This is a genomic window from Ornithinimicrobium pratense (assembly GCF_008843165.1).
In the GTDB taxonomy this organism is placed as follows: domain Bacteria; phylum Actinomycetota; class Actinomycetes; order Actinomycetales; family Dermatophilaceae; genus Ornithinicoccus; species Ornithinicoccus pratensis.
Genome location: NZ_CP044427.1, coordinates 2,653,588 through 2,673,901, shown reverse-complemented (window position 1 = coordinate 2,673,901; position 20,314 = coordinate 2,653,588). Strand labels below are relative to the sequence as shown.

General features: G+C 72.0%; 22 protein-coding genes and 1 pseudogene. 11 read left to right on the top strand and 12 right to left on the bottom strand.

Annotated elements, in window-relative coordinates:
- Positions 1–60: 60 nt before the first annotated feature.
- From FY030_RS12345 to FY030_RS12320, 6 genes and pseudogenes are all read right to left on the bottom strand, one after another.
- The gene (locus FY030_RS12345) at positions 61–690 is read right to left on the bottom strand and encodes a TetR/AcrR family transcriptional regulator (RefSeq protein ID WP_158061765.1); all 630 of its coding nucleotides are present in this window, start codon (positions 688–690) and stop codon (positions 61–63) included.
- A gap of 64 nt (positions 691–754) precedes the next feature.
- Positions 755–1,708 carry an EamA family transporter RarD gene (gene rarD, locus FY030_RS12340; protein WP_158061764.1) on the bottom strand — a complete coding sequence of 318 codons (954 nt, stop codon included), beginning with the start codon at positions 1,706–1,708 and terminating at the stop codon, positions 755–757.
- A complete protein-coding gene (locus FY030_RS12335; RefSeq protein WP_158061763.1) occupies positions 1,705–2,946 on the bottom strand; it encodes a 2-oxoacid:ferredoxin oxidoreductase subunit beta in 1,242 nt (413 codons plus the stop codon). The genes rarD and FY030_RS12335 overlap by 4 nt, the downstream gene beginning before the upstream one ends.
- Positions 2,943–4,837, bottom strand: a pseudogene (locus FY030_RS12330) (2-oxoacid:acceptor oxidoreductase subunit alpha). Before FY030_RS12330 ends, FY030_RS12335 begins: the two are co-directional and overlap by 4 nt.
- Positions 4,838–4,997: 160 nt before the next feature.
- Positions 4,998–5,318 (bottom strand): TraR/DksA family transcriptional regulator, encoded by a 321-nt coding sequence (locus FY030_RS12325; RefSeq protein WP_158061762.1) that lies wholly within the window; start codon positions 5,316–5,318, stop codon positions 4,998–5,000.
- A 51-nt stretch (positions 5,319–5,369) separates the two neighbouring features.
- Positions 5,370–5,690 (bottom strand): TraR/DksA family transcriptional regulator, encoded by a 321-nt coding sequence (locus tag FY030_RS12320; RefSeq protein WP_158061761.1) that lies wholly within the window; start codon positions 5,688–5,690, stop codon positions 5,370–5,372.
- A 63-nt stretch (positions 5,691–5,753) separates the two neighbouring features.
- Between FY030_RS12320 and FY030_RS12315 the strand changes: the two genes are divergently transcribed.
- Both FY030_RS12315 and FY030_RS12310 read left to right on the top strand, forming a co-directional pair.
- A complete protein-coding gene (locus FY030_RS12315; RefSeq protein WP_158061760.1) occupies positions 5,754–6,389 on the top strand; it encodes an ABC transporter ATP-binding protein in 636 nt (211 codons plus the stop codon).
- Positions 6,386–7,699, top strand: a complete 1,314-nt coding sequence (locus FY030_RS12310) for a hypothetical protein (protein ID WP_158061759.1) — start codon at positions 6,386–6,388, stop codon at positions 7,697–7,699. Before FY030_RS12315 ends, FY030_RS12310 begins: the two co-directional genes overlap by 4 nt.
- A gap of 12 nt (positions 7,700–7,711) precedes the next feature.
- On the opposite strand, the gene FY030_RS12305 is transcribed toward FY030_RS12310, so the two are convergent.
- Positions 7,712–8,512 carry an ATP-grasp domain-containing protein gene (locus tag FY030_RS12305; RefSeq protein ID WP_158061758.1) on the bottom strand — a complete coding sequence of 267 codons (801 nt, stop codon included), beginning with the start codon at positions 8,510–8,512 and terminating at the stop codon, positions 7,712–7,714.
- A 75-nt stretch (positions 8,513–8,587) separates the two neighbouring features.
- Here FY030_RS12305 and FY030_RS12300 point away from each other — a divergent pair, with 75 nt between their 5' ends.
- From FY030_RS12300 to FY030_RS12270, 7 genes are all read left to right on the top strand, one after another.
- On the top strand, positions 8,588–9,094 hold the full coding sequence (locus tag FY030_RS12300) for a low molecular weight protein-tyrosine-phosphatase (RefSeq protein ID WP_158061757.1): 507 nt from the start codon (positions 8,588–8,590) through the stop codon (positions 9,092–9,094).
- Positions 9,095–9,239: 145 nt separating this feature from the next.
- Positions 9,240–10,121: a fructosamine kinase family protein gene (locus tag FY030_RS12295; RefSeq protein WP_238348261.1), complete on the top strand. Its 882-nt coding sequence runs from the start codon at positions 9,240–9,242 to the stop codon at positions 10,119–10,121.
- Complete coding sequence (locus FY030_RS12290; protein ID WP_238348260.1) at positions 10,118–11,056, top strand: amidohydrolase family protein; 939 nt, start codon at positions 10,118–10,120, stop codon at positions 11,054–11,056. Before FY030_RS12295 ends, FY030_RS12290 begins: the two co-directional genes overlap by 4 nt.
- An 87-nt stretch (positions 11,057–11,143) precedes the next feature.
- Positions 11,144–12,691, top strand: coding sequence for a serine hydrolase (locus tag FY030_RS12285; RefSeq protein WP_158061755.1), 1,548 nt, complete (start codon positions 11,144–11,146; stop codon positions 12,689–12,691).
- An 11-nt stretch (positions 12,692–12,702) separates the two neighbouring features.
- Positions 12,703–13,059, top strand: coding sequence for an NADH-quinone oxidoreductase subunit A (locus tag FY030_RS12280; protein WP_158061754.1), 357 nt, complete (start codon positions 12,703–12,705; stop codon positions 13,057–13,059).
- A complete protein-coding gene (locus FY030_RS12275; protein WP_158061753.1) occupies positions 13,059–13,655 on the top strand; it encodes an NADH-quinone oxidoreductase subunit B in 597 nt (198 codons plus the stop codon). Before FY030_RS12280 ends, FY030_RS12275 begins: the two co-directional genes overlap by 1 nt.
- 32 nt (positions 13,656–13,687) lie before the next feature.
- Entirely contained in the window at positions 13,688–15,001 is a 1,314-nt protein-coding gene (locus FY030_RS12270; protein WP_158061752.1) for a cytochrome P450, read from the top strand.
- Positions 15,002–15,074: 73 nt separating this feature from the next.
- Here FY030_RS12270 and FY030_RS12265 read toward each other — a convergent pair whose 3' ends face one another.
- The 4 genes from FY030_RS12265 to FY030_RS12250 all read right to left on the bottom strand — a co-directional run bounded on the left by FY030_RS12265 (position 15,075) and on the right by FY030_RS12250 (position 18,357).
- Positions 15,075–15,686, bottom strand: coding sequence for an OmpA family protein (locus FY030_RS12265; RefSeq protein ID WP_158061751.1), 612 nt, complete (start codon positions 15,684–15,686; stop codon positions 15,075–15,077).
- Positions 15,683–16,405 (bottom strand): hypothetical protein, encoded by a 723-nt coding sequence (locus FY030_RS12260; protein ID WP_192498593.1) that lies wholly within the window; start codon positions 16,403–16,405, stop codon positions 15,683–15,685. Before FY030_RS12260 ends, FY030_RS12265 begins: the two co-directional genes overlap by 4 nt.
- An 84-nt stretch (positions 16,406–16,489) precedes the next feature.
- Entirely contained in the window at positions 16,490–17,734 is a 1,245-nt protein-coding gene (locus tag FY030_RS12255) for a protein kinase domain-containing protein (protein ID WP_158061750.1), read from the bottom strand.
- Complete coding sequence (locus FY030_RS12250; RefSeq protein WP_158061749.1) at positions 17,731–18,357, bottom strand: RNA polymerase sigma factor; 627 nt, start codon at positions 18,355–18,357, stop codon at positions 17,731–17,733. The genes FY030_RS12255 and FY030_RS12250 overlap by 4 nt, the downstream gene beginning before the upstream one ends.
- 94 nt (positions 18,358–18,451) lie before the next feature.
- Here FY030_RS12250 and FY030_RS12245 point away from each other — a divergent pair, with 94 nt between their 5' ends.
- On the top strand, positions 18,452–19,009 hold the full coding sequence (locus tag FY030_RS12245; RefSeq protein WP_158061748.1) for an NADH-quinone oxidoreductase subunit C: 558 nt from the start codon (positions 18,452–18,454) through the stop codon (positions 19,007–19,009).
- A gap of 99 nt (positions 19,010–19,108) precedes the next feature.
- Here FY030_RS12245 and FY030_RS12240 read toward each other — a convergent pair whose 3' ends face one another.
- Positions 19,109–19,684: a 1-acyl-sn-glycerol-3-phosphate acyltransferase gene (locus FY030_RS12240; RefSeq protein WP_158061747.1), complete on the bottom strand. Its 576-nt coding sequence runs from the start codon at positions 19,682–19,684 to the stop codon at positions 19,109–19,111.
- Between the two features lie 112 nt (positions 19,685–19,796).
- On the opposite strand from FY030_RS12240, the gene FY030_RS12235 reads away from it, so the two are divergent.
- The gene (locus tag FY030_RS12235; protein ID WP_158061746.1) at positions 19,797–20,309 is read left to right on the top strand and encodes a toxin-antitoxin system HicB family antitoxin; all 513 of its coding nucleotides are present in this window, start codon (positions 19,797–19,799) and stop codon (positions 20,307–20,309) included.
- Positions 20,310–20,314 lie beyond the last annotated feature (5 nt).

Genomic DNA, 20,314 nt, shown 5'->3' with positions numbered 1-20,314 from the left:
CCTTTCCAAGGAAGGTCAGGGGGAGGAGGTTCAGGGGGGAGGAATGCAGAGGGGAGAAATTCAGGAGGTGGTGTGCTGCCAGCCGGCCTGCAGGTAGGCCAGGGCCCGGTCCAGGTGCTCGCAGAAGGTGAGGATGTCGGTGTCGGTGACGTTGCCCAGCCGTGCCAGGCCCTGGACCCACTCGGCCTCCGCCGCGGCGAAGGAGTGCATCACGCTGGGGGCCAGAGTGGCGATGTAGAGGGGGTCGGTGTCCGGGGGCATCAGGTCCCGCAGGACGTCCTGCAGCCAGCGGCCCATGTCGGCCCACACCGCCCGTTCCACCAGCTCGAAGGCTTCTTCGTCCTGGTTGTCGTGGCAGTTCAGCACCGCCAGCCACCCCAGGAACTCCCGGGGCAGGACCGCGGGCCGCACGATCCCCCGCATCGCCTGCACCGGCCCGTGCGCGAGCTGGTCCCGGTCGATGTGGGTCAGCAGGTCGGCGGCATACTCCGCGAACACCTCACTGAGGACGGCGGGGATGCCGGCGTAGTAGTTGAAGAAGGTCCGTCGGGAGATCCCCGCGGCCTCGGACAGTTGGTCCACCGTGATCTCGTGCACCGGACGCTGCTCCAGCAGCGTGCGCAGGGCTCCTGCGACGGCCTCCCGGGTGCGGGCCTTGTTGGCCTCGCGGCGGGTGAGGATCTCGGACACCGGGTCAGCCTAGGAAAAGGATGCACGGAGTGCAAATCTGCACCTCGTGCAGGTAAAGGCACCCTCAGGGGTGCGGCGGCTGCTCGCCGGGGGCACAGGTGACCGCCTGGCCGGCCCGTGCCTGCCACGACCGCCGCACCTGGCGCACCATGTCAATGCTGAGCAGGACCAGCGCCACCCAGACCATGGCGAAGCCGACCCAGCGCGACGCCGGCATGGTCTCGCCCATCGCCATTCCGGAGAGCAGCTGGAGCACGGGGGTGAGGAACTGCAGCAGGCCGATCGTGGACAACGGGACCCGGCTGGCGGCGGCGGCGAAGAGCAGCAGCGGGATCGCGGTGGCGACCCCGGTCGACATCAGCAGGAGGGTGTGCCCGGTGCCGTGCCCGCCCCAGGTGGTGGCCCCGGACAGGGACAGCCAGACCAGGATCCCGACCGCCAACGGGGCTACGGTCAGGCTCTCGGCAAACAGCGAGCGGAAGGGGGACAGCGAGACGCCCAGCCGGTTCTTCAGCAGCGAGTAGGAGGCGAAGCTGGCGGCCAGCGCGAAGGAGATCCACGGCGGGTCGCCGTAGTCGACCGTGAGGTAGATTGCGGCGACCACGCCCACGCCCACCGCGACCCACTGAAGGCCGCGCAGCCGCTCGCGCAGGATGATGACCCCCAGGGCGACGGTGACCAGCGGGTTGAGGAAGTAGCCGAGTGCGGCCTCGGTGATGTGCCCCGAGAGCACCGCATAGGTGTAGATGCCCCAGTTCGCCGCGATGAGCAGTCCGGCGAGCATGAGGCCCCCGAGCCGACGCGGCGTGCGCGCCAGGGCGAACAGCCAACGCAGGTCGCGGGTGACCAGCAGGACCAGCCCGCACACGGCCAGCGTCCACAGGATCCGGTGCGCGAGGATCTCCCACGGTCCAGCCGGTCGCAGGGTGGCGAAGTAGAAGGGGAAAGCGCCCCAGATCAGATAGGCGAGGAAGCCGTACGCCGTGCCCTCCCGACGACGCCTCGCGTCCTCGCTCACTCCCGGGTGGAGCCTTCGGCCTCGTCGACCAGGGCGTCACCGGCGGCGGCGTGCGGGCCGTCGGTGGTCTCCCCGTTCAGGGTCTGCTCGACCTCGCCGGGGATGGTGCCATCCACGGTCCAGGTGTCCTTCCCACGTAGCAGCTCATCCAGGGTGGGACCCCCACCCGCGCTCGGTCCCGGCTGGCCGGGGGCGGCCCGCACGACGGCGTCGCGGACCTGCTCGCGCACCCCGTCGTCGTAGGTCGGCCGGGAGACCTGGCGGAAGATGCCCATCGGCACCTGCTGCATGCTCGGGTCATCCAGTCGGGACAGCGCGAACGCCGTGGCAGGGTTGGGGTCAGCGGGGTCGTGCACCAGGACCGTCCCGGTCTGTCCGGCGCCCGCCTCGTCCACGACCTGCAGCTCACCGTCGGGGCGGCGCACGACGACCCGGGCGCCCTCGGCGCCCTCGGTGCCGATCCGGACCGGCTGACCGGCGCGCAGGTGGGCGATGCGGGCCGTCTTCTCGTCGCGGTCCTTGAGCAGCTGGAAGGCGCCGTCGTTGAAGATCGGGCAGTTCTGGTAGATCTCCACCAGGGAGGTGCCGCGGTGCTCGGCGGCGGCCCGGATCACCTCGGTCAGGTGCGCCCGGTCAGAGTCCATGGTCCGGGCCACGAAGGTGGCCTCGGCGCCCAGCGCCAGCGACACCGGGTTGAACGGGTGGTCCACGGAGCCAGCCGGGGTGGACTTGGTCACCGAGCCGATGTCGGAGGTGGGCGAGTACTGACCTTTGGTCAGGCCGTAGATCTTGTTGTTGAACAGCAGGATCGTCAGGTTGACGTTGCGCCGCAGAGCGTGGATGAGGTGGTTGCCGCCGATCGACAGCGCGTCACCGTCACCGGTGACCACCCACACCGACAGGTCCTCCCGGGCCGTCGCCAGCCCGGTGGCGATCGCCGGGGCACGGCCGTGGATGGAGTGCATCCCGTAGGTGTCCAGGTAGTACGGGAACCGGCTGGAGCAGCCGATGCCGGAGACGAAGACGATGTTCTCCCGCCGCAGCCCCAGGTCGGGCAGGAAGCCCTGGACGGCGGCGAGCACGGCGTAGTCACCGCACCCGGGACACCAGCGCACCTCCTGGTCGGAGGTGAAGTCCTTCTTGGTCTGCCTGACCTCCAGGGGCAGCGTGGGCACCCCGGCCAGTCCGGAGCGCGGCGACATACCGGCGCGCGGCCCGTTCGTCGTCTCGGTCGTCATACCAGAACCTCCTCGCGGTCGGTGGCCAGCAGGTGCTCATGGATCACCTGGGCCAGCTCGCCGGCGGTGAACGGCAGGCCGCGCACGGCCGTGTGGCTGCGCACGTCGACCAGGTAGCGGCCGCGCAGCAGCAGAGCGAGCTGGCCAAGGTTCATCTCCGGCAGCACCACGCGGTCGTAGCGGCGCAGCACCTCACCCAGGTCGGCCGGGAAGGGGTTGAGGTGGCGCAGGTGGGCGCGGGCGACCCTGGCCCCGGTCGCGCGCACCAGCCGGGTGGCGGACGCGATCGGGCCGTAGGTCGAGCCCCAGCCGAGCACGAGCACCCGTGCGTCGCCGGTGGGGTCGTCCACCTCCATCGGGGGATGGAGTCGGCGATCCGGTCGATCTTGGCCTGACGCAACCGGACCATCTTGTCGTGGTTGGCCGGGTCGTAGGAGATGTTGCCGGTGATGTCGGCCTTCTCGATGCCGCCGATGCGGTGCTCCAGCCCCGGGGTGCCCGGGACGGCCCACGGCCGGGCGAGGGTGTCCTCGTCACGACGGTAGGGGTGGAACACGGGCCGACCCTCGGCGTCCAGGTCGTTGGGCTCCGTGGAGTGCTCGATCGTGAGGTCGGGCAGCTCGGCCGTCGTCGGGATGCGCCACGGCTCGGAGCCATTGCCCAGGTAGCCGTCGGAGAGCAGGATGACGGGGGTGCGGTAGGTGGTGGCGATCCGCACCGCCTCCAGCGCCGCGTCGAAGCAGTCGGTGGGGGACTGGGCGGCGACGACGGCGACGGGGGACTCGCCGTTGCGGCCGTACATCGCCTGCAGCAGGTCGGCCTGCTCGGTCTTGGTCGGTAGGCCGGTCGAAGGACCGCCGCGCTGGATGTCGATGACCACCAGCGGCAGCTCGGTGGAGACCGCCAGGCCGATGGTCTCGGACTTCAGCGCCAGGCCGGGGCCCGAGGTGGTGGTGACGCCCAGGGCGCCGCCGAAGCTGGCGCCCAGCGCCATCCCGACCGCCGCGATCTCGTCCTCGGCCTGCAGGGTCGTGACGTCGTAGCGCTTGAGCGTGGACAGCTGGTGCAGGATGTCCGAGGCCGGGGTGATCGGGTAGGAGCCCAGCACGAGCGGCAGCCCGGTGCGCTCGGCCGCGGCGACCAGGCCAAGGGCCAGCGCCTGGTTGCCCGTGATCGTGCGGTAGGTGCCGGGCGGCATCGGGGCCGGCGCGACCTGGTAGCGGACCGCGAAGTCCTCGGTCGTCTCGCCATAGGCGTGGCCCGTGCGCAGCGCGGTGAGGTTGGCCTGCAGGATGTGCGGGGCGGCGCCGAACTTGGCCCGCAGGAAGGCCTCGGTGGAGTCCGTGTCGCGGGAGTAGAGCCAGGACAGCAGGCCCAGGGCCAGCATGTTCTTGGCCCTCTCCTTCTCCTTGCGGGTCAGCTCGTCGAAGGCCGCCAGTGCGTCGACCGTCATCGAGGTCAGCGGCAGCGCGTGCAGGTGGTAGCCCGCGGCGACGAGCGAGTCGTCCTCCAGTGGGTTCACGGCATACCCGACCTTGGCCAGGTTGCGCTTGGTGAACTGGTCGGCGTCCGCGATGATCGTCGCGCCGCGGGGGAGGTCGCCCAGGTTGGCCTTGAGCGCCGCCGGGTTCATCGCGACCAGGACATCGGGTGCGTCACCGGGGGTGGCGATCTCGTGGTTGGCGAAGTGCAGCTGGAAACTGCTGACGCCGGGCAGGGTGCCCTGGGGGGCACGGATCTCGGCCGGAAAGTTCGGCAGGGTCGACAGGTCGTTGCCGAGGGAGGCGGTGTCGCTGGTGAAGCGGTCGCCGGTCAGCTGCATACCGTCGCCGGAGTCCCCGGCGAAACGGATGACGACGCGGTCGAGCTGGTGCAAGGGAGTGCTAGACATGTCACGGATGAGCCTACGCCTTCGTCCGGCCTCACCCTAATTACCGCACACCGTCCGTGCTAATTGAGGTCAGTGCTCAGAGGCCCCCCTTCGGACGGGTCTACTGCCCCCGGCCAGTGGCACGCTGACAAGTTGTCGCGGAAGCGACAGCAGTCCCGTCTCAGCTGTGCCGCACGCACCGCGTGGCCCAGGGGCGCGCCTCCAGCCGCCCCTCGGGGATCGGCTCGCCACACTCCTCGCAGACGCCGTACCGGCCCTCGTCCAGGCGGGTACGGGCGTGCCGCACCTCGTCCAGCAGCCCCTGCAGGTTGTCATGGGCGCTCACCGCCGCCAACCGGTCGACGGCCATCGCGGTCCCGTCCCCGACCCGCTTGCCGAAGGAGATGCTGCCCTGGTCCTGCTGCGGGCGGGTCAGCTGCTGCATCTGGTCCACGAGCTCACGCTCCTTGGCCTCTAACTGTGCCCTGACGTCCCCGTGCATCGGCCCACTCTCGCACGCCACCAGGGTTGCCCGCCGCGCCGTCAGACCTGCTCAGCCGTGCTGCACGCAGCGCGTCGACCAGGGTCGCACCTCGAGCCGGTCCTCCGGGATGGCCGTGCCGCACACCTCGCACACCCCGTACCGGCCCTGCGCCATCCGCTGCTGAGCCCGCTGCACCTGCTCCAGCTCCTCCTGGAGCGCGGTGTGCGCGGTGCCGGCGGTCTGCTGCTCGACGATGATCGCTTCGCTCTCGCCCAGGCAGCGCGCCAGCGCTGCCGTCGTCAGCTCAGCGTCCGGGGCCAGCAACGCCTCCATCTGCGCCCTGATCTGCGTCTCCCGTGCGGCCAGCTGCCTGCGTGCCTGGTCCTGCATCCCCACACCGTCTCATCGGTGAGGTGAGTGAGGCGCAGTGGGCGCACCATCTAGGCTGGCGGGATGGTCCAGGTGGAGGTCACCAACGTGCAGGTGGAGCGAGCGGGCCACCCCGTGCTGGCGCCCACGACCTTCAGCGTGGACCGAGGACGGGTGCTCGCCGTCACCGGAGCCAACGGATCCGGCAAGACCACCCTTCTGCGCGTCCTGGCCGGGCTGGAACGGGCCAGCGCCGGACGGTGTCTGGTCGCGGGGCGTCCGATTGACGAGCGCGACCCCCGTTTTCGCCGGGCGGTCGCGGCTCTGGTCGGGCCGCCCCCGACGGCGCGGGACCTCACGGTCCTCGAGCACCTGGAGCTCGTGGCCAGGACCTGGGGCAGTGATGCGGCGACCGCCGGCAGGACTGCCGACCGGCTGCTGGGCGAGCTCGGGATCGCCCGGCTGGCACAGCGCCTGCCGCACCAGCTCTCGGCCGGTCAGGCGCATCTGTGCGCGCTCGCCCTCACCCTGGCCCGCCCCGGAGAGGTGCTGCTTCTCGACGAGCCCGAGCAGCGGCTGGACGAGGACCGGCTCACCGCCGTCAGCCAGCTGCTGGACCGTCGACGCCGCGACGGGGCCACCCTGCTCCTAGCCACGCACAGCAGCAGGCTCGTGGAGGAGCTCGACGCCGACGAGCTGGTCCTGCGGGAGGCGGCGTGATGGGGGACCGTGCCTACCGCATCTACCTCGGCGTGCTCCTGACCGGGGTCGTCCTGGGCCCGGCCGTGTGGACGGCCCTGGTCGCCCTCGACACCCCCGGCGTGCTGGCCCTGCTAGGCGCCCCCGCGGCGCGGACGCTCGCGCTCGTGAGTGTCCCGGTGGCGGCGCTCGCCGCACTGCTCATCGGACGGACCAGGGGCCCGGTGGTCCTCAGCCCGTTCCGTACGCACCTGGTCGCACACGGCCCGTGCCCCCGCCGACGCAGCCTGCGGCGCACGTTCTGGGCTGCAGCCGCTTTGCCGGTCGGCGCGTTCAGCCTGCTCGCCATTCTGCCTGTGGCGGCCCTGGCCCGGACGGGCGAGATGGCCGGCTGGGCGGTCCTGGGCGTTCCTGTCCTCGGTGCCCTGGCCGGCGTGCTGGTGGCCGTGTGCTGGCTCGCCGGGCAGGTTTTGGCCGGGTCGGGCTGGCCTGCCCGGGTGACCGTCCCGTCCGTGCCCCGCCTGCTCGATGCGCTGAGCGGGCCCGAACTGCTGGAGCAGGCTCGGCGCTGGCAGGCCGCCACCATGGCGCTGGGCGCTGGGGAAGCGTCTGCCGCGGTAGCCACCTACCGTCCCGTCCCGCCGCGGCCTCGCCCCGGACAGGCGCTCCGCGCCCGCTCCGCCAGCATGCCGATCCTCTTCCTCACCCGCGACCTGATCGCCGCCCTGCGCATGCCTGGCAGGCTGCTCACCGGCACCGTCGCGATCGTCCTGGGCGTGGTCGTCGCCGGGACGACGACGCTGCTACCCGGCGGGCTGTGGTGGCTCGCTATCGCTCTGGGATCGGGCCTGGGCTACCTGGGGCTGGGCGTGCTCACGGACGGCATCCGACACGCAGTCGAGGCCGGGGCGGCGCCGGTGCTCTACGGGGTAGGGGACCTGCAGCTGGTCGGTCTGCACGCGCTGCTGCCCCTGGCCGCGGCGTGCGTGCTCGGCGCGGTCGGCCTGCTGCTGTCCACACTGCTCGGCGGGGCGGCGTGGTCCTCCGGCCTGGGGCTGGGGGCACTCGTGCTGGCCGTCGCCGTGCGCATCTACGACGCCGCCAAGCCGCCGATGCCGGTCATCGTGCACACGCCCGTGCCGACGGCGGCGGGGGACGCCTCGGGTCTGGTCGTCGCCCTGTGGCAGGTCGATGCCCTCCTCATCGCCACCCTGATCCCGGTGCTGGTGGGCGGGCTGGTGATCGCGCACGGCGCGGGTTCTGCAGGCCTGCTCCTGGTGGCGACCGCACTGGTCCTCGCGGCGGCCCGACGCCGGCTCGCGGCTGCGTAGCACAGGCGCTGCTCAGGACGTCGGATCGTCGGCACGGCCCAGGTGCTCCAGCAGGTGCGCCGCCACCGCACGGGCCGCGGCCTCGACGCCGCGGTAGCCGGGGAAGGCGTTGACGTCCACCACGACCGGCCCGTCCGGCCCGATCACCACGTCGACGCCGGCGAGGTGCAGGTCCAGGTGCTGCAAGGTGCGGCGGGCCAGCTCGGCGAGCTGGGCGTCGACCGTGAAGGGCGTCCCCTCGGTGGTGTGGCTGCGGACCAGGGTGGACGGCTTGAGCAGACCGGAGACGTGCTGGCCGGCGACGTAGAGCTTGCGGTCGGTCCCGTCGTGCTCGATGAGCTCCTCCACCAAGTAGGGGCCGTCCATCGGCGGCTCCTGCGGCAGGGGGCTGGGCAGCACACCGCACCCCCGGCCCGGTCCGGCGACGGCCTTGACCACGACCCGCCGTCGGCCCTCCTCGGCGAGCACCTCGGCCCAGGTCGCGTGCATGACCCCCCGCGGGGAGGGCACGCTGGCCCGGTCGAGGGCGCCGTGCAGGGCGGCGCGGTCGCGCAGGTGGGTGCTCCCGGCCCAGGGGTTGCACAGCGGAGTGCCCATGGCGTCCAGGGTCGACAGCAGGTCCTCGTCCGCGCCGGACAGGCCACGGTGCACGACGAGGTCGACGTCCTGGGTGTCGTCGGGGCGCACGTGCTGGTCGTGCGGCAGCAACACCTCGCAGGAGACGTCCCAGGTGGTGAGCAGATCGATGACCTCGGCGACGATGGTGCCGGCGCGGGGCTTCTTGCCCAGGAGGAAGGTGGTGCGACGCTGCATACCCTCATCCGACCATGCCCGGATGAGAGGGTTGTCATCTTCGTCGCCCCGGGCCGGCTCTGAGAGGGTGAGGGCATGCGCATCATGACCGTCTGCCTGGGAAACATCTGCCGCTCTCCCGCCGCCGAGGCGGTGCTCGTCCACGAGCTGAGGCAGGCCGGGTTGGACCACGTGAGCGTCACCTCAGCGGGGACCGGGCCGTGGCACGTGGGCCGCCGGCCGCACGAGATGACGATCGAGGAGGGCGAGGGCCGGGGTTACACCTTGAGCACCGTCGGCATCCAGTTCCTGCCCGAGCTTTTCGACGAGGCAGACTTGGTGGTGGCCATGGACTCCGCCAACGAGCAGGACATCCTGGTGCTGGCCCGCACCCCGCAGGACGCGGCCAAGGTGGTCCGCCTCGGTGCCTTCGCCGGCGACGCCGTCGAGGGGGTGCGCGACGTGCCCGACCCCTACAACGGCCCGCGCGAGGGCTACACGCGCATGTACGACCAGATCGAGGATGCCGTCGCGGGCCTGGTGCGCTCCCTGCAGCAGGACTCGCTGGAGCAGGTGCTGGCCGAGCACCGGTCAGCCCGCTGAGCTACTCGCCCCCCAACTCAGAGGCCCTTTGGGTGCATACCCCCATGAAGGATCCGACGCCCAGCACCGCAAGGGCAGGCGAGTCCTCGCTCGGCCGACGCGGCGACCCGTGCTGGGCACCCACGACGCTGACAGGATGAGGGGTATGACGATCACCGGCACCCCAACCCGCAGCACGGGTCCCGACGGCGAGCCGGTCTTCACCAAGACCCTGGTGGACGCGCCGCCGCTGTTCTTCCACCGCGAGGCCGCGGGCCTGCGGGCCCTGCAGGCGGCCGGTGCCCGGGTCCCCGACGTCCTGGACGTCACCGAAGAGACCATCACGCTGTCCTGGGTCGAGCAGGGCGGTGAGCGCACCGCGGCCTCCGAGGAGGAGTTCGGCAGGGAGCTCGCGGCCCTGCACCGGAGCGGCCCCGAGCGGCTCCAGGCCCAGGAGGCGCCCTCCAGGGAGAGCGCCGCCTCGACGGCCAGGGGGGTGGCCGCGACCCACGGCTCGGGTGACGCGAAGCCCCCGGTGACCTTCGGGTCGGTGGACGGCGAGCCCACGGCATACCTGGGTGCGTGCCCCGTCGACCTCACCCCGACGGGAGCCTGGCACGAATCCTGGGTGCAGCGCCGGGTCCTCCCGCTGGCGCGACGGGCGGCCGAGCTGGGCGCGCTGGACCCCGTCCTGGCAGCGTTGGCCGAGCGGATCAGCCCTGACCGCCTCGGTCCGCCGGAGCCGCCCGCGCTGCTGCACGGCGACCTTTGGGGCAGCAACCGCCTGGTCGACAGCCGCGGCCGCAGCTGGCTGATCGACCCCTGCGCCCAGCTCGGGCACCGCGAGGTGGACCTGGCCATGATGCAGCTCTTCGGCGGCTTCAGCGGGAGGGTGTTCGCGGCCTACGTCGAGGCGCACCCGCTGGCCGAGGGTTGGCAGGAGCGGGTCGCGGTCTACCAGACGGTCCCGCTGCTGGTGCACGCCCTGCTCTTCGGGGGCGGGTACGGGGTGCAGGCCGGTGACGCGCTGCGCGAGGCGGCCCGGTGAGCGCCTCCCGGACCCGGCAGGCCGATGATCTGCTGCCGCCACGGACGGACGCGGACGTGCCCGCCTACCTGGACGCCCTCGGCCTCCCGGGCCTGGCGGACCTGCACGTGCACTTCCACCCCGACCGGCTGACGCAGGCGATCTGGGCCTATTTCGACCGGGCGGAGGAGCACTACGGCACCCCCTGGCCGATCCACTACCGCGCGTCCGCGCAGGAGCGGTTGGCGACGCTGGCCCGCCTCGGGGTGCACCAGGTCCCCGCCCTGACCTACGCGCACAAGCCGGGGATGGTCGCCGACCTCAACGCCTGGTGCGCAGACTTCGCCGCAGCCCACCCACAGGTGTTGCGGTGCGCCACCCTCTACCCCGAGCCGGGGATGACCGAGCAGATCCAGGAGGCGGTGGACGACGGTCTGGCCCTGGTCAAGGTGCATGTGACGGTCAGCGACCTGGCCCCCGACGACGACCTGCTCGGCGGCTCGTGGGAGCTGCTCGCCCGGGCCCGCGTGCCGGTCGTCATCCACGCGGGCACCGGCCCCCAGGTCCGGGGACGGGATGTCAGCAAGGCTGGTCCGGAGGGCGTTGGACGGCTGCTCGCGACCCATCCCGACCTCACGCTGGTCATCGCCCACCTCGGCATGCCGGAGTATGACGAGTTCGCCGACCTCGCCGAGCGTTACCCCCGTGTGCACCTGGACACCACCATGGCCGGCACCGACTTCATGGAGCGCTCCGCGCCGGTGCCGCCCCGCTTCCTGGGCCGGCTGCAGGAGCTGCGCTCCCGGGTGGTGCTGGGCTCCGACTTCCCGAACATTCCCTATCCTTATGCCCACCAGCTGGAGGCGCTGCACCGCTGGGGGCTGGGGCAGGAGTGGCTGCAGGACGTGCTGTGGCACAACGGCCGGCGACTGCTCGCGGAGCGCGCGGTGGCCTAGCGTCGGGCCCGGACGGTGCCAGCACCTCGCCATGGTGGGATGGGTGTCCAGGACGAGACCGCAGGTAGCGACACGAGGGAGACAGGTATGCCGACCCGCACCGCAGGTGCCCGCCGCTCCGTCGGGGTGGTGGCCAGCGCAGCAGCCGCCGCGCTACTGCTCACCGCCTGCACCGGAGGGCAGGAGGACCCGATGAGCCAGGACTCGGTGAGCCCGACGGGCGCGGGCGCGCCCACGAGCCAGCAACCGGGCACGACGGAGGCACCCGCCCCGGACGCGACGACCGGGGGGCCGGACGACGCGGGGGCGACCACCGCGCCCGCGACGACGGCGCCGCCGGCCGAGGTCGACCTGGCCGCAGTGATCAGCGACGAGGACCTGCTCGAGCAGACCCGGTGGGCGCTGGGCCTGCTGGAGGAGGAAACAGGCGTGGTCTCGGCGGGGGAGTTCGCCGAGCGGTTCGACCAGGCCTTCCAGGACCAGCTCAGCGCCTTCGAGCTCTCCGTGGGTATCGGACCCCTGCGCCTGAGCGGCCCCTACACGGTCACCCACGCCGCCGTGGGGGCGGGTCGCGTCGCCAGCCTGTCGCTGCACTCCGAGCGGCGCCCACTCATCCTGTCGATCGGGCTGGACGACGAGGGCCGGATCCAGATGCTCTCCTACCAGGAGGACACTTCGGGGGAGCCACCCGCGATCAGCGCGTGGGCGGATCTGGACGCCGCGCTGGCCGACCTCGGCGCCCAGACCCAGGTCGTCGTCGGCGAGGTCCGGGACGGCACCTGCCAGACGGTGCACACCACCGAAGGCCTCCCGGCGGGCGGGGAGGCCCGGCCCACCGGCTCCGTCTTCAAGCTGCTCGTGCTCGCCGGGCTGGTGGACGCCGTCGAGGCCGGGGAGCTGGCATGGGCCGACGAGCTGGAGATCACCGACGCCGTCAAGAGCCTGCCTTCGGGCATCCTGCAGGACCGGGAGACCGGCTCCACGGTGAGCGTCCAGGAGGCCGCCGAGCTGATGATCTCGATCAGCGACAACACCGCCACCGACCTGCTCATCGCCGCCGTCGGCCAGGACCGGCTGCGCTCCTCGGCCGAACAGGCGGGGGTCGACCCCGACCGCGTCACCCCACTGCAGACCACGCGCGAGCTGTTCATCCTCGGCTGGGGCGTGGAGCAGGACGTCCGGGACCGCTGGGCCCGGGCGGCGTCCCACCAGGAGCGCCAGGCGGTCCTCGAGGGTCTGCCGCAGGACCTGTCGGTGGTCGACGTCGACGCAGTCACGACCCCGGTCTGGCAGGACGGGGTGGACTGGCCGCTCACCGGGGGTGAGGTGTGTTCCATGCACGCCCGTCTGCAGCAGCAGGCGGCCACCGAGGCGGGCGGGCCGGTGCGCGAGATCCTGTCGGCCAACCCGGGCGGGCAGGTGCCCGAGAGCGTGACCTACCAGGGCTTCAAGGGCGGCTCGGCCCCCGGGGTGCTGGCGCTGAGCTACTACGTCGAGACCGGGGCCGCGGCGCAGGACGCGCCTGAGGGTTACGTGCTGGTCCTGCAGACGCGCAGCGAGTCGATGATCGACCAGTTGCGGATGGGCACGATCGTCGGGGCCGGCCTGCAGCACCTGGCGGGCGGTGAGGACTAGGGTGAGGCACGATGCGTGAGTATCTCGTCGTCGCCCTCACCCTGCTGGCCGGCATCGCCCTCGTGGCGGCCGCCATGGGTGCCCGGCGCGTGCTCGCGCCCGCCGACCCCTCGCCCGCCAAGCTGACCACCTATGAGTCCGGTGTCGACCCCGTCGGGTCGGGGTGGGAGCAGGGCAGCGTCCGGTATGTCGTCTTCGCGCTGCTGTACGTCATCTTCGCGGTCGACGCCGTCTACCTCTTCCCCTGGGCGCTGGTCATCCGCACCGAGCTCGGCCTGGCCTCGCTGGTGGAGATGGCGATCTTCATCGGGGTGCTCGTCGTGGCGCTGCTGCACGTGTGGCGGCGTGGCCTGTTGAGGTGGTGGTGATGGTCGACCTGCCCGACCCCCGCGTGGGCGCCCCCGTGGAGAGGGCGCCCCGGGCCGTCCAGGTCGTCCTCAACTGGGGGCGCAAGTACTCGCTGTGGGTGTTCAACTTTGGCCTGGCCTGCTGCGCGATCGAGTTCATCAGCGCCTCGATGGCCCGGCACGACTTCATCCGTCTCGGGGTGATTCCGTTCGCCCCTGGGCCGCGGCAGTCCGACCTGATGGTCGTCTCCGGCACGGTGACGGACAAGATGGCGCCGTCCATCCGACGGCTCTACGAGCAGATGCCTGAGCCGAAGTACGTCATCTCCTTCGGTGCCTGCTCCAACTCCGGCGGCCCCTACTGGGACTCCTACTGCGTGACCAAGGGCGTGGACCAGCTGATCCCGGTCGACGTCTATGTGCCCGGCTGCCCGCCGCGCCCGGAGGCGCTGCTGGCCGGCATCGTGCAGCTGCAGCAGCAGATCGCCGAAGAGGTCCCGGGGCAGGCACGGGCCCGGCGCCCGGGCGCACGGTATGCCGACCGCCCCGTGTCGGCAGGAGAGGCCACTCGCGGCTTGGTCGCGCCGCCGGAGGTCGGCGGTGGTCCTCCGAGATGAGGTCACCGGGCTGACCTGAGACGGTAGAAGGTATGGGACAGCTCGCGACCGTCAGCCCGACCGACCTCGTCCGCACCCTAGGCACGGTGATGCTGCCGCCAGTGGTCAAGGGCCCGATCGTCCGACGCCCCCGGGCCGTCACCCTGCTGGAACGGATGGACGCCGAACGGCACGCGCTGACCCAGATGCAGCGCCTCCGGGAGAAACATGGACCCGACCCCGTGCAGATCAACCTGGCCGGCCGCCGGCTGGCTCTGGTGCTGGACCCCGACGACGTCCACCGCGTCCTCAACGAGAGCCCCGAGCCGTTCGCGCCCGCCTCCCTAGAGAAGCGGGGGGCGCTCGGCCACTTCCAGCCCGCCGGGGTGCTGGCCTCCAGCAACGAGGACCGCCGGCAGCGACGACCCTTCAACGAGGACGTGCTGGCCACCGGGACTGTCGTGCACCCCCGGGTCGGCCTGCGGATGGCGCAGGTCGCCCAGGAGGAGATGGACGTGCTCCTGGGCCACGTCGACTTTGCCGGCGAGCTGGACTGGGACAGCTATGCCCGCGCTTGGATGCGGATCGTGCGCCGGGCGGTGCTGGGGGACAGCGCGCGGGAGGACGAGGCAGTCACCGACGAGCTGCTGACCCTGCGGCGGCTGGGCAATCTGTCCTACCTGGCGCCGCGGAGGCCCGCACTGCGGGCGCGGTTCCTGGAGCGGCTGCGCGGCTATGTCGACCGAGCCGAGCCGGGGAGCCTGGCCGAGGTGGTGGCGCAGACGCCTGCCCCTCCCGGGACCGAACCGCACCAGCAGATCCCGCAGTGGCTCTTCGCCTTCGACGCCGCCACCTGGGCGAGCTTGCGAGCACTGGCCCTGCTGACCGACCACCCCGGCGCCGCGGACCGGGTCCGGGCAGAGCTGGACCGGGCGCCGGACCTGCCCTTCACGCGGTCCGCCGTGCTGGAGTCGCTGCGGCTGTGGCCGACCACGCCGCTCATCCTGAGGGAGGCGACCCGCGAGACCTCCTGGCGCACCGGCACCCTGCCCGAGGGGGCCTCCCTGGTGATCTTCGCGCCGTTCTTCCACCGCGACGACCAGCGCCTGCCGCAGGCGCACACCTTCGACCCCGACCAGTGGCTGCAGGAGCGCACCGACGAGGACTGGCCGCTGGTGCCGTTCAGCGGCGGGCCGGCGATGTGCCCGGGCCGCAACGTCGTGCTGCTGGTCGCCAGCTCGGCCTTGGGCCACCTCATCGGGTCCCGGGCCTTTGGCTCCACCGCCGGGCTGGAGCCGGGCCGGCTCCCCTCCCTGCTGTCGCCGTTCCGGCTCAGGTTCCCCCTCTCTGCTCCCGCGCCTGCCTAAGGTGGCGGTCCCTCCGCACCCGGAAGACGCCCGATGACGACTTCCGGGCCGGTGGGCCGGGGCCCCGCTACCGTCAGCCGTCGAAGCGGACCTCGACACGACGGTTGAGCGCGCGCCCCTCGGGGTTGTCCTCGCCGTCCGTCGCATTCGGCTCCACTGGGTCATCCATTCCGAAGCCCTCGACCTCGAGCTGCAGATCAGGCCGGTCCGCCAGGATGACCTCCGCGACGGTCTCGGCCCGGTCCTCGGACAGCGCCTGGTTAAAGTCCCTGCCGCCGATCGAGTCGGTGTGGCCGTGCACCTGCACGGTCGCACCGTCGGGGACGTCGGCGAGCAGCTCGCCGATCCTGCGCTCGGCCTCGGGCTCGATCGTGGCCTCGCCGAAGGCGAAGAGGATGTCGGAGGAGAGCGTGATGACCGTCTCCTCGCCCTCGGTGGTGCGGGTCTCGAAGGGCGAGATTCTCGGCTCGAGATAGGTGATGCGTTCGTCCAGCACGGTCGTGCTCGACTCGAGCGCGACGATGCTCTGACCCCATGCGGAGGAGGGCAGGGAGTCGAGCACGTCCCCCCGCTCGTCGGCCAGGGCCTGGCCCGTCACGGTGAGCACCAGGGCCGTGCCCGCGACCACGGCCCACGTGCGGCCGAACCGGGGCGAGTGCCGAGGGGCGGCTCCGAGGCGCCTCATCGGATCGGCACCTCGGGCACGACCGCGCCTGCGTCCACGAGGCTGGCCGTCATCGTGGTGACGTCCTCTGGCGGTGCTGCGAAGGCAGCGTAGGCGAACAGCGTCTGGCCGGGACGGAACTGCACGCCCTGGTGGGCGGTCATAGCCCGGGTGAGGCCCTGCCGCAGCACGTCGTGCCGGGTGAGGTTCTGCGTGTCGATGAGGTGCGGCTCCCACCCTTGGCTGCCGAGGTAGTGGTAGATCCACCTCGCGTCGTCCGATCCCCTCTCGGAGCGCACGTGGAAGGAGTAGATGCCGACGACCGTCTCCCCGTCTCGGGTCAAGGAGTAGAGGCTGACGTCCATCGTCGCCTCCGGGTCACCCTCGACCTGGGCGGGGACGTTAACCGTGGCGATCGGCTCGCCGAGGGTGCTGGGGTCGACTCCGGCGGCGGCCGCCGACTGCGAGGTCACGTCGTCGGTCCCCTCGGCCGCGTCGGACCCGGACTGCGAGGTCGCGTCGTCGGTCTCCTGGGCCGCGTCGGACCCGGACTGCGAGCCTCCGGTGTCCTGCGTCGACTCCTCGGCATTTCCGGTCGCGTCCGGGGTGTCGTCAACGGCGGCCTGCTGCTGGCTGCCGGTGTCCTCGAACTCTGCGGGAGCCTCCTGGCTGCAGGCGGACAGGGTCAGGGCCGCGGCCGCCAGGAGCGGGAGCAGCGGGCGGTGCAGTGCGTGCTTCATGATGATCTTCCCTTGTGTTGGGTGCGTACATCAGGTCTGTCGGTGCTCGGACCCGATCGGTTGCATCACGTTGTGGGGCGTGCCTCAGGGCTCGGCGACCTGGAACTCCAGGACGTCCTCGAGGTCGCGTCCCTCGGGGTCCAGGGCTCGGACGGACAGGGTCGCCGTCCCGGCGCCCGTCGGGGTGAGCGTCACCGTCTCCTCGTCGACGACATGCTCGCCGGTCGGCAGCACCCAGACCCAGGAGTCGACGCCGAGGTGACGCAGCGTGAAGGTCGCCGGTTCCCCGACCTGCACCTGCTCGGGAGCCTCGATGTGGACACGGGCGCTCGAGGTCGCGGCGGGCGGATCACCCGACCCGCGCAGCAGCCACCCGGCGCCCAAACCGAGCAGAAGTGCCACCAGGGCGACCGCGGCCGTTCGGCGCCACGCACCGCGGTATGACGTCGCCCCCTCACCGCCTCTCGCCTCGTCCGTCAGGTCCTGACCGTCCTGCGGTGGCGGCGGCTCGAGCGCCTCCTCGACCTCGGCCAGCCAGGTGGCCACGTCGGGTTGGCGGTCGTCCGGATCGTCCGCCTGACCGCGTGCCAGCACCGTGTGCAGCCGCTCGGGCAGGTCGGCGCCCTCGGCCAGCCAGGTGACGAGCGCCGAGAGCGACCACAGATCCGCGCGGGTGTCGATGACGGCCGGACCGGCGTCCAGCTCGGGTGCTCGAAAGCCGGCGGTGCCGCCGGCCACGGTGAGCCCCGAGCCCAACGCCAGGTCCTTGCACATGCCGAGGTCGGCCAGGACCAGCCGCTCGTCGGCGCGGACGGCCTCCGCCTGCGCGGTGCGCGTCTCCTCCCCCTCGGTGTGGGAGGAGGCGAGCAGGACGTTCGCGGGGCTGAGGTCGCGGTGGACCAGCCGCGCGGCATGGACAGCCTCGAGGGCGGCACCGAGCTGCCGGGCTACCACCAGCAGGTCTGCGGCCGACGCGCGCCACCCCTCGGCCCGCAGCGTCCTCACACGCTCGGCCAGGTCACCCCGGTCGGCGAGCTCGAGCACCAGGTAGGGCTGCTGCCGGTCGCTCTCCCCAATGTCGTGGACGGTCACGACGTGCCGGCTGCTCACCCGCCGTAGGGCGCGACCTTCGGCGATGAAGCGTTCCCGGACCTCAGGGTTGAGACTGTGGTTCTCCGCGAGGATCTTGACGACCACGACATCGTCGAGGCGCTCATCGAGCGCGCGGTGCACGGTCGCAAAGGACCCGACCCCGATGACCTCCTGGAGTGGGTACCGACCGGCGCGGACGGCACCGGTGGATCGGGCACCGGCGGCGGAAGAGGTCACGCCCACTCCTCGCCCTTGAGCGTGGAGGCGACAAGTGCTCGCCCCCGGGAGATCTGGGCCTTGACGGTGCCCACGTTGCGGTCGAGCCGCTCGGCGACCTCGGCGTAGCTCAGCCCCTCCAGATCGCGCAGGGCGACCGGGGCGCGGTAGAGATCGGGCAGCCCGGCGAGCGCGGCCTGGACGGTGGCGCGGGTGGCGAGCAACGAGCTCATCCGCTGCGCCGGCCCCAGGTCGTCCTCGGGCAGGGGAGTGGTTGCCCGCTGCCGCCGGAGGTGGTCCACGACTCGGTGCCGGACGATGCTGTGCACCCAGGTGGTGACCTTGGACTCGCCCTTGAAGGACTGGATCGAACCGGCGACGGAGATCAGCACGTCCTGGCTGACGTCGTCGACAGCGGACTCGTCCAGGAGGGTGCTGGAGACGAAGCGACGGATGACCCCCGACTCATCGAGCTGCTCGACCAGCAGTTCGGTGGCCAGGGCGGACCCCTCGGCTGCCCGACCGGCGAGGAGCGCGAGGGCGTTGTCACCGTGCTCGGGTGGCACGGTGCGGAGGGCGTGGCGTGACTGAACTGGGTCCCCCGCGTCGACCGCCGACGCCAGCTCGGGCAGGGCATCGGGCATGCGGTGAGGCTACCCGATCGCGCAGGCGTAAGGCCGTGCCGCGCCCGCTGCCGTGGCCCCTGCTCATCGGATCCGCGTGGGTAGGGTGGCAGCCATGACGCAGGTCGAAGAGCGCCGGGTCCGGCCCCCGGAGTGGCACGAGGCGGTGCGGGCCGCCCGCGACGAGGGCTTCGCCTTCTTCGACTGGCTCTCCGCCGTGGACGAGACCGATGCCCAGGAGGGGGAGGGCCTCCCGGGGCCGGGGATGGAGGTCGTCTGCCAGCTCCTGGACGTCTCCAGGGCGAGGGAGGGGGGATTGCGCGGGATCCGGCTGCGGGCCCGGGTGCCGGCCGGGGGCACCCTGCCCTCGGTCACCGGGGTGTTCCGTGGCGCCGCCTGGCACGAGCGCGAGCTGGTCGAGATGTTCGGCCTGGGCGTCGAGGGCTTCGACGACGGCACCGGGCTGGGCCTGCGACCGCTGCTGCTGCCCGAGGGGTTCGAGGGCAACCCGTTGCGCAAGGAGTTCGTGCTCGCGGCCCGGGCCTCCAAACCGTGGCCGGGGGCCAAGGAGCCGGGTGAGGGATCAGGGACGACCGCCCGGCGCTCGCCGTCCCGCCGCCGGCTGCTCCCGCCCGGCGTGCCCGACCCGTCCTGGGGGCCGCGCGGCGGCTGACGGTATGCCGGTTCCCCACCCAGGAGCACCCAGGAGAACCCAGGAGCACCAAGGAGCACCCAGGAGTGCTGTCACGTGATCTGGGCAGGGTGAGCTGCGTCAGACCCGTTGAGTCTCCTCGCGCAGCCGCGGCTCGACGCGCAGGTCCGGACGGAAGCCTGCCTTGTCGGCATAGAACGCCCGGATGCGGTCCATGTCAGCGTGGACATCTCCGGTCATCTCCAGGGTCGGGCCCAGACCTGTCGTCATCGTGGTGCGGTCGACATAGCCCAGCGTCACCGGCATACCGCTCTCCCGGGCGATGCGGTAGAACCCGGACTTCCAGTGGGTGTGCCCCCCGCGGGTCCCGTCGGGAGTGACCACGAGACCGAAGACCTCGCCCGACCGGACGAGCTCGAGCACCTCGTCGACGACACGGCCCGCGTTCGAACGGTCAACGGGGATGCCGCCAAGGGCACGCATCAGCGGGCCACGCCAGCCCGTGAAGAGGCTGTGCTTGCCCAGCCACCGGATATCCATGTCCAGGCGCCAGGTGATCCCGAGCATGAGCGCGAAATCCCAGTTGGAGGTGTGGGGTGCACCGACCAGCACCGTGGGCCGGTCCGGTGCCGGCGCGGTGGACAGTCTCCAGCGGCTGAGCGACCAGAAGGTGCGAGCCGCGAGGCGTCGAAGCATGGACCTACGGTAGGGCCTTTGTGTGTGGCCCTGACAGCCTGCCACAGTATGTGCCGCCACTCTGACGTCAAGACTGTTGACAGTGACGTCAGATTGATGTCACGATGGCGTCATGAACCTCGATCCCTATCTCGCCTCGGTCCTCGCCGACCTCGACCGGGCCACCGCGCTGGCCGACGAGCAGACCCGTGCTGTTGCCGCGAAGGTAGCCACCGCGGTGGAGCCGGCGCTGCGGTTGGCGTTGGTGCACGCACTCTCCGACGCCGCCGCCAACGTCACCAGTGAGCTCACCGATGCGGCCGTCGTCGTCCGGATGGAGGGCCGGGACCCGGTGCTCGCGGTCCACCGGACCGAGGCCGTGCCGCCTGCGCCTCCCACGCCGCCGGCACCGCCGATCCCGCCCCACGAGCCGCTGGCTGCTGACTCGGACGACGGGGAGACCGCGCGGGTCACCGTGCGGCTGCCCCAGGCGCTCAAGGGCCAGCTGGATCGCCTGGCCGCCGAGGCCGAGGTCTCGCTCAACACCTGGATCGTGCAGACCCTGCGGCGCGCGATCAGCACGGTCCCCTCGGGGACCATCACCCCCACCATCCACAGCGCCCGCCGCGTCACCGGCTGGGCCTGACCTAA

Bases quoted from the DNA above. Each gene is read 5' to 3' on its own strand.
- FY030_RS12335 (WP_158061763.1), bottom strand. From the start codon at position 2,946: ATGACGACCGAGACGACGAACGGGCCGCGCGCCGGTATGTCGCCGCGC.
- FY030_RS12320 (WP_158061761.1), bottom strand. From the start codon at position 5,690: ATGCAGGACCAGGCACGCAGGCAGCTGGCCGCACGGGAGACGCAGATC.
- FY030_RS12280 (WP_158061754.1), top strand. From the start codon at position 12,703: ATGCGTGAGTATCTCGTCGTCGCCCTCACCCTGCTGGCCGGCATCGCC.
- FY030_RS12235 (WP_158061746.1), top strand. From the start codon at position 19,797: ATGAACCTCGATCCCTATCTCGCCTCGGTCCTCGCCGACCTCGACCGG.
- FY030_RS12270 (WP_158061752.1), top strand. From the start codon at position 13,688: ATGGGACAGCTCGCGACCGTCAGCCCGACCGACCTCGTCCGCACCCTA.
- FY030_RS12285 (WP_158061755.1), top strand. From the start codon at position 11,144: ATGCCGACCCGCACCGCAGGTGCCCGCCGCTCCGTCGGGGTGGTGGCC.
- FY030_RS12265 (WP_158061751.1), bottom strand. From the start codon at position 15,686: ATGAGGCGCCTCGGAGCCGCCCCTCGGCACTCGCCCCGGTTCGGCCGC.
- FY030_RS12305 (WP_158061758.1), bottom strand. From the start codon at position 8,512: ATGCAGCGTCGCACCACCTTCCTCCTGGGCAAGAAGCCCCGCGCCGGC.
- FY030_RS12300 (WP_158061757.1), top strand. From the start codon at position 8,588: ATGCGCATCATGACCGTCTGCCTGGGAAACATCTGCCGCTCTCCCGCC.
- FY030_RS12245 (WP_158061748.1), top strand. From the start codon at position 18,452: ATGACGCAGGTCGAAGAGCGCCGGGTCCGGCCCCCGGAGTGGCACGAG.
- FY030_RS12295 (WP_238348261.1), top strand. From the start codon at position 9,240: ATGACGATCACCGGCACCCCAACCCGCAGCACGGGTCCCGACGGCGAG.
- FY030_RS12275 (WP_158061753.1), top strand. From the start codon at position 13,059: ATGGTCGACCTGCCCGACCCCCGCGTGGGCGCCCCCGTGGAGAGGGCG.
- FY030_RS12260 (WP_192498593.1), bottom strand. From the start codon at position 16,405: ATGAAGCACGCACTGCACCGCCCGCTGCTCCCGCTCCTGGCGGCCGCG.
- FY030_RS12240 (WP_158061747.1), bottom strand. From the start codon at position 19,684: ATGCTTCGACGCCTCGCGGCTCGCACCTTCTGGTCGCTCAGCCGCTGG.
- FY030_RS12315 (WP_158061760.1), top strand. From the start codon at position 5,754: ATGGTCCAGGTGGAGGTCACCAACGTGCAGGTGGAGCGAGCGGGCCAC.
- FY030_RS12250 (WP_158061749.1), bottom strand. From the start codon at position 18,357: ATGCCCGATGCCCTGCCCGAGCTGGCGTCGGCGGTCGACGCGGGGGAC.
- FY030_RS12325 (WP_158061762.1), bottom strand. From the start codon at position 5,318: ATGCACGGGGACGTCAGGGCACAGTTAGAGGCCAAGGAGCGTGAGCTC.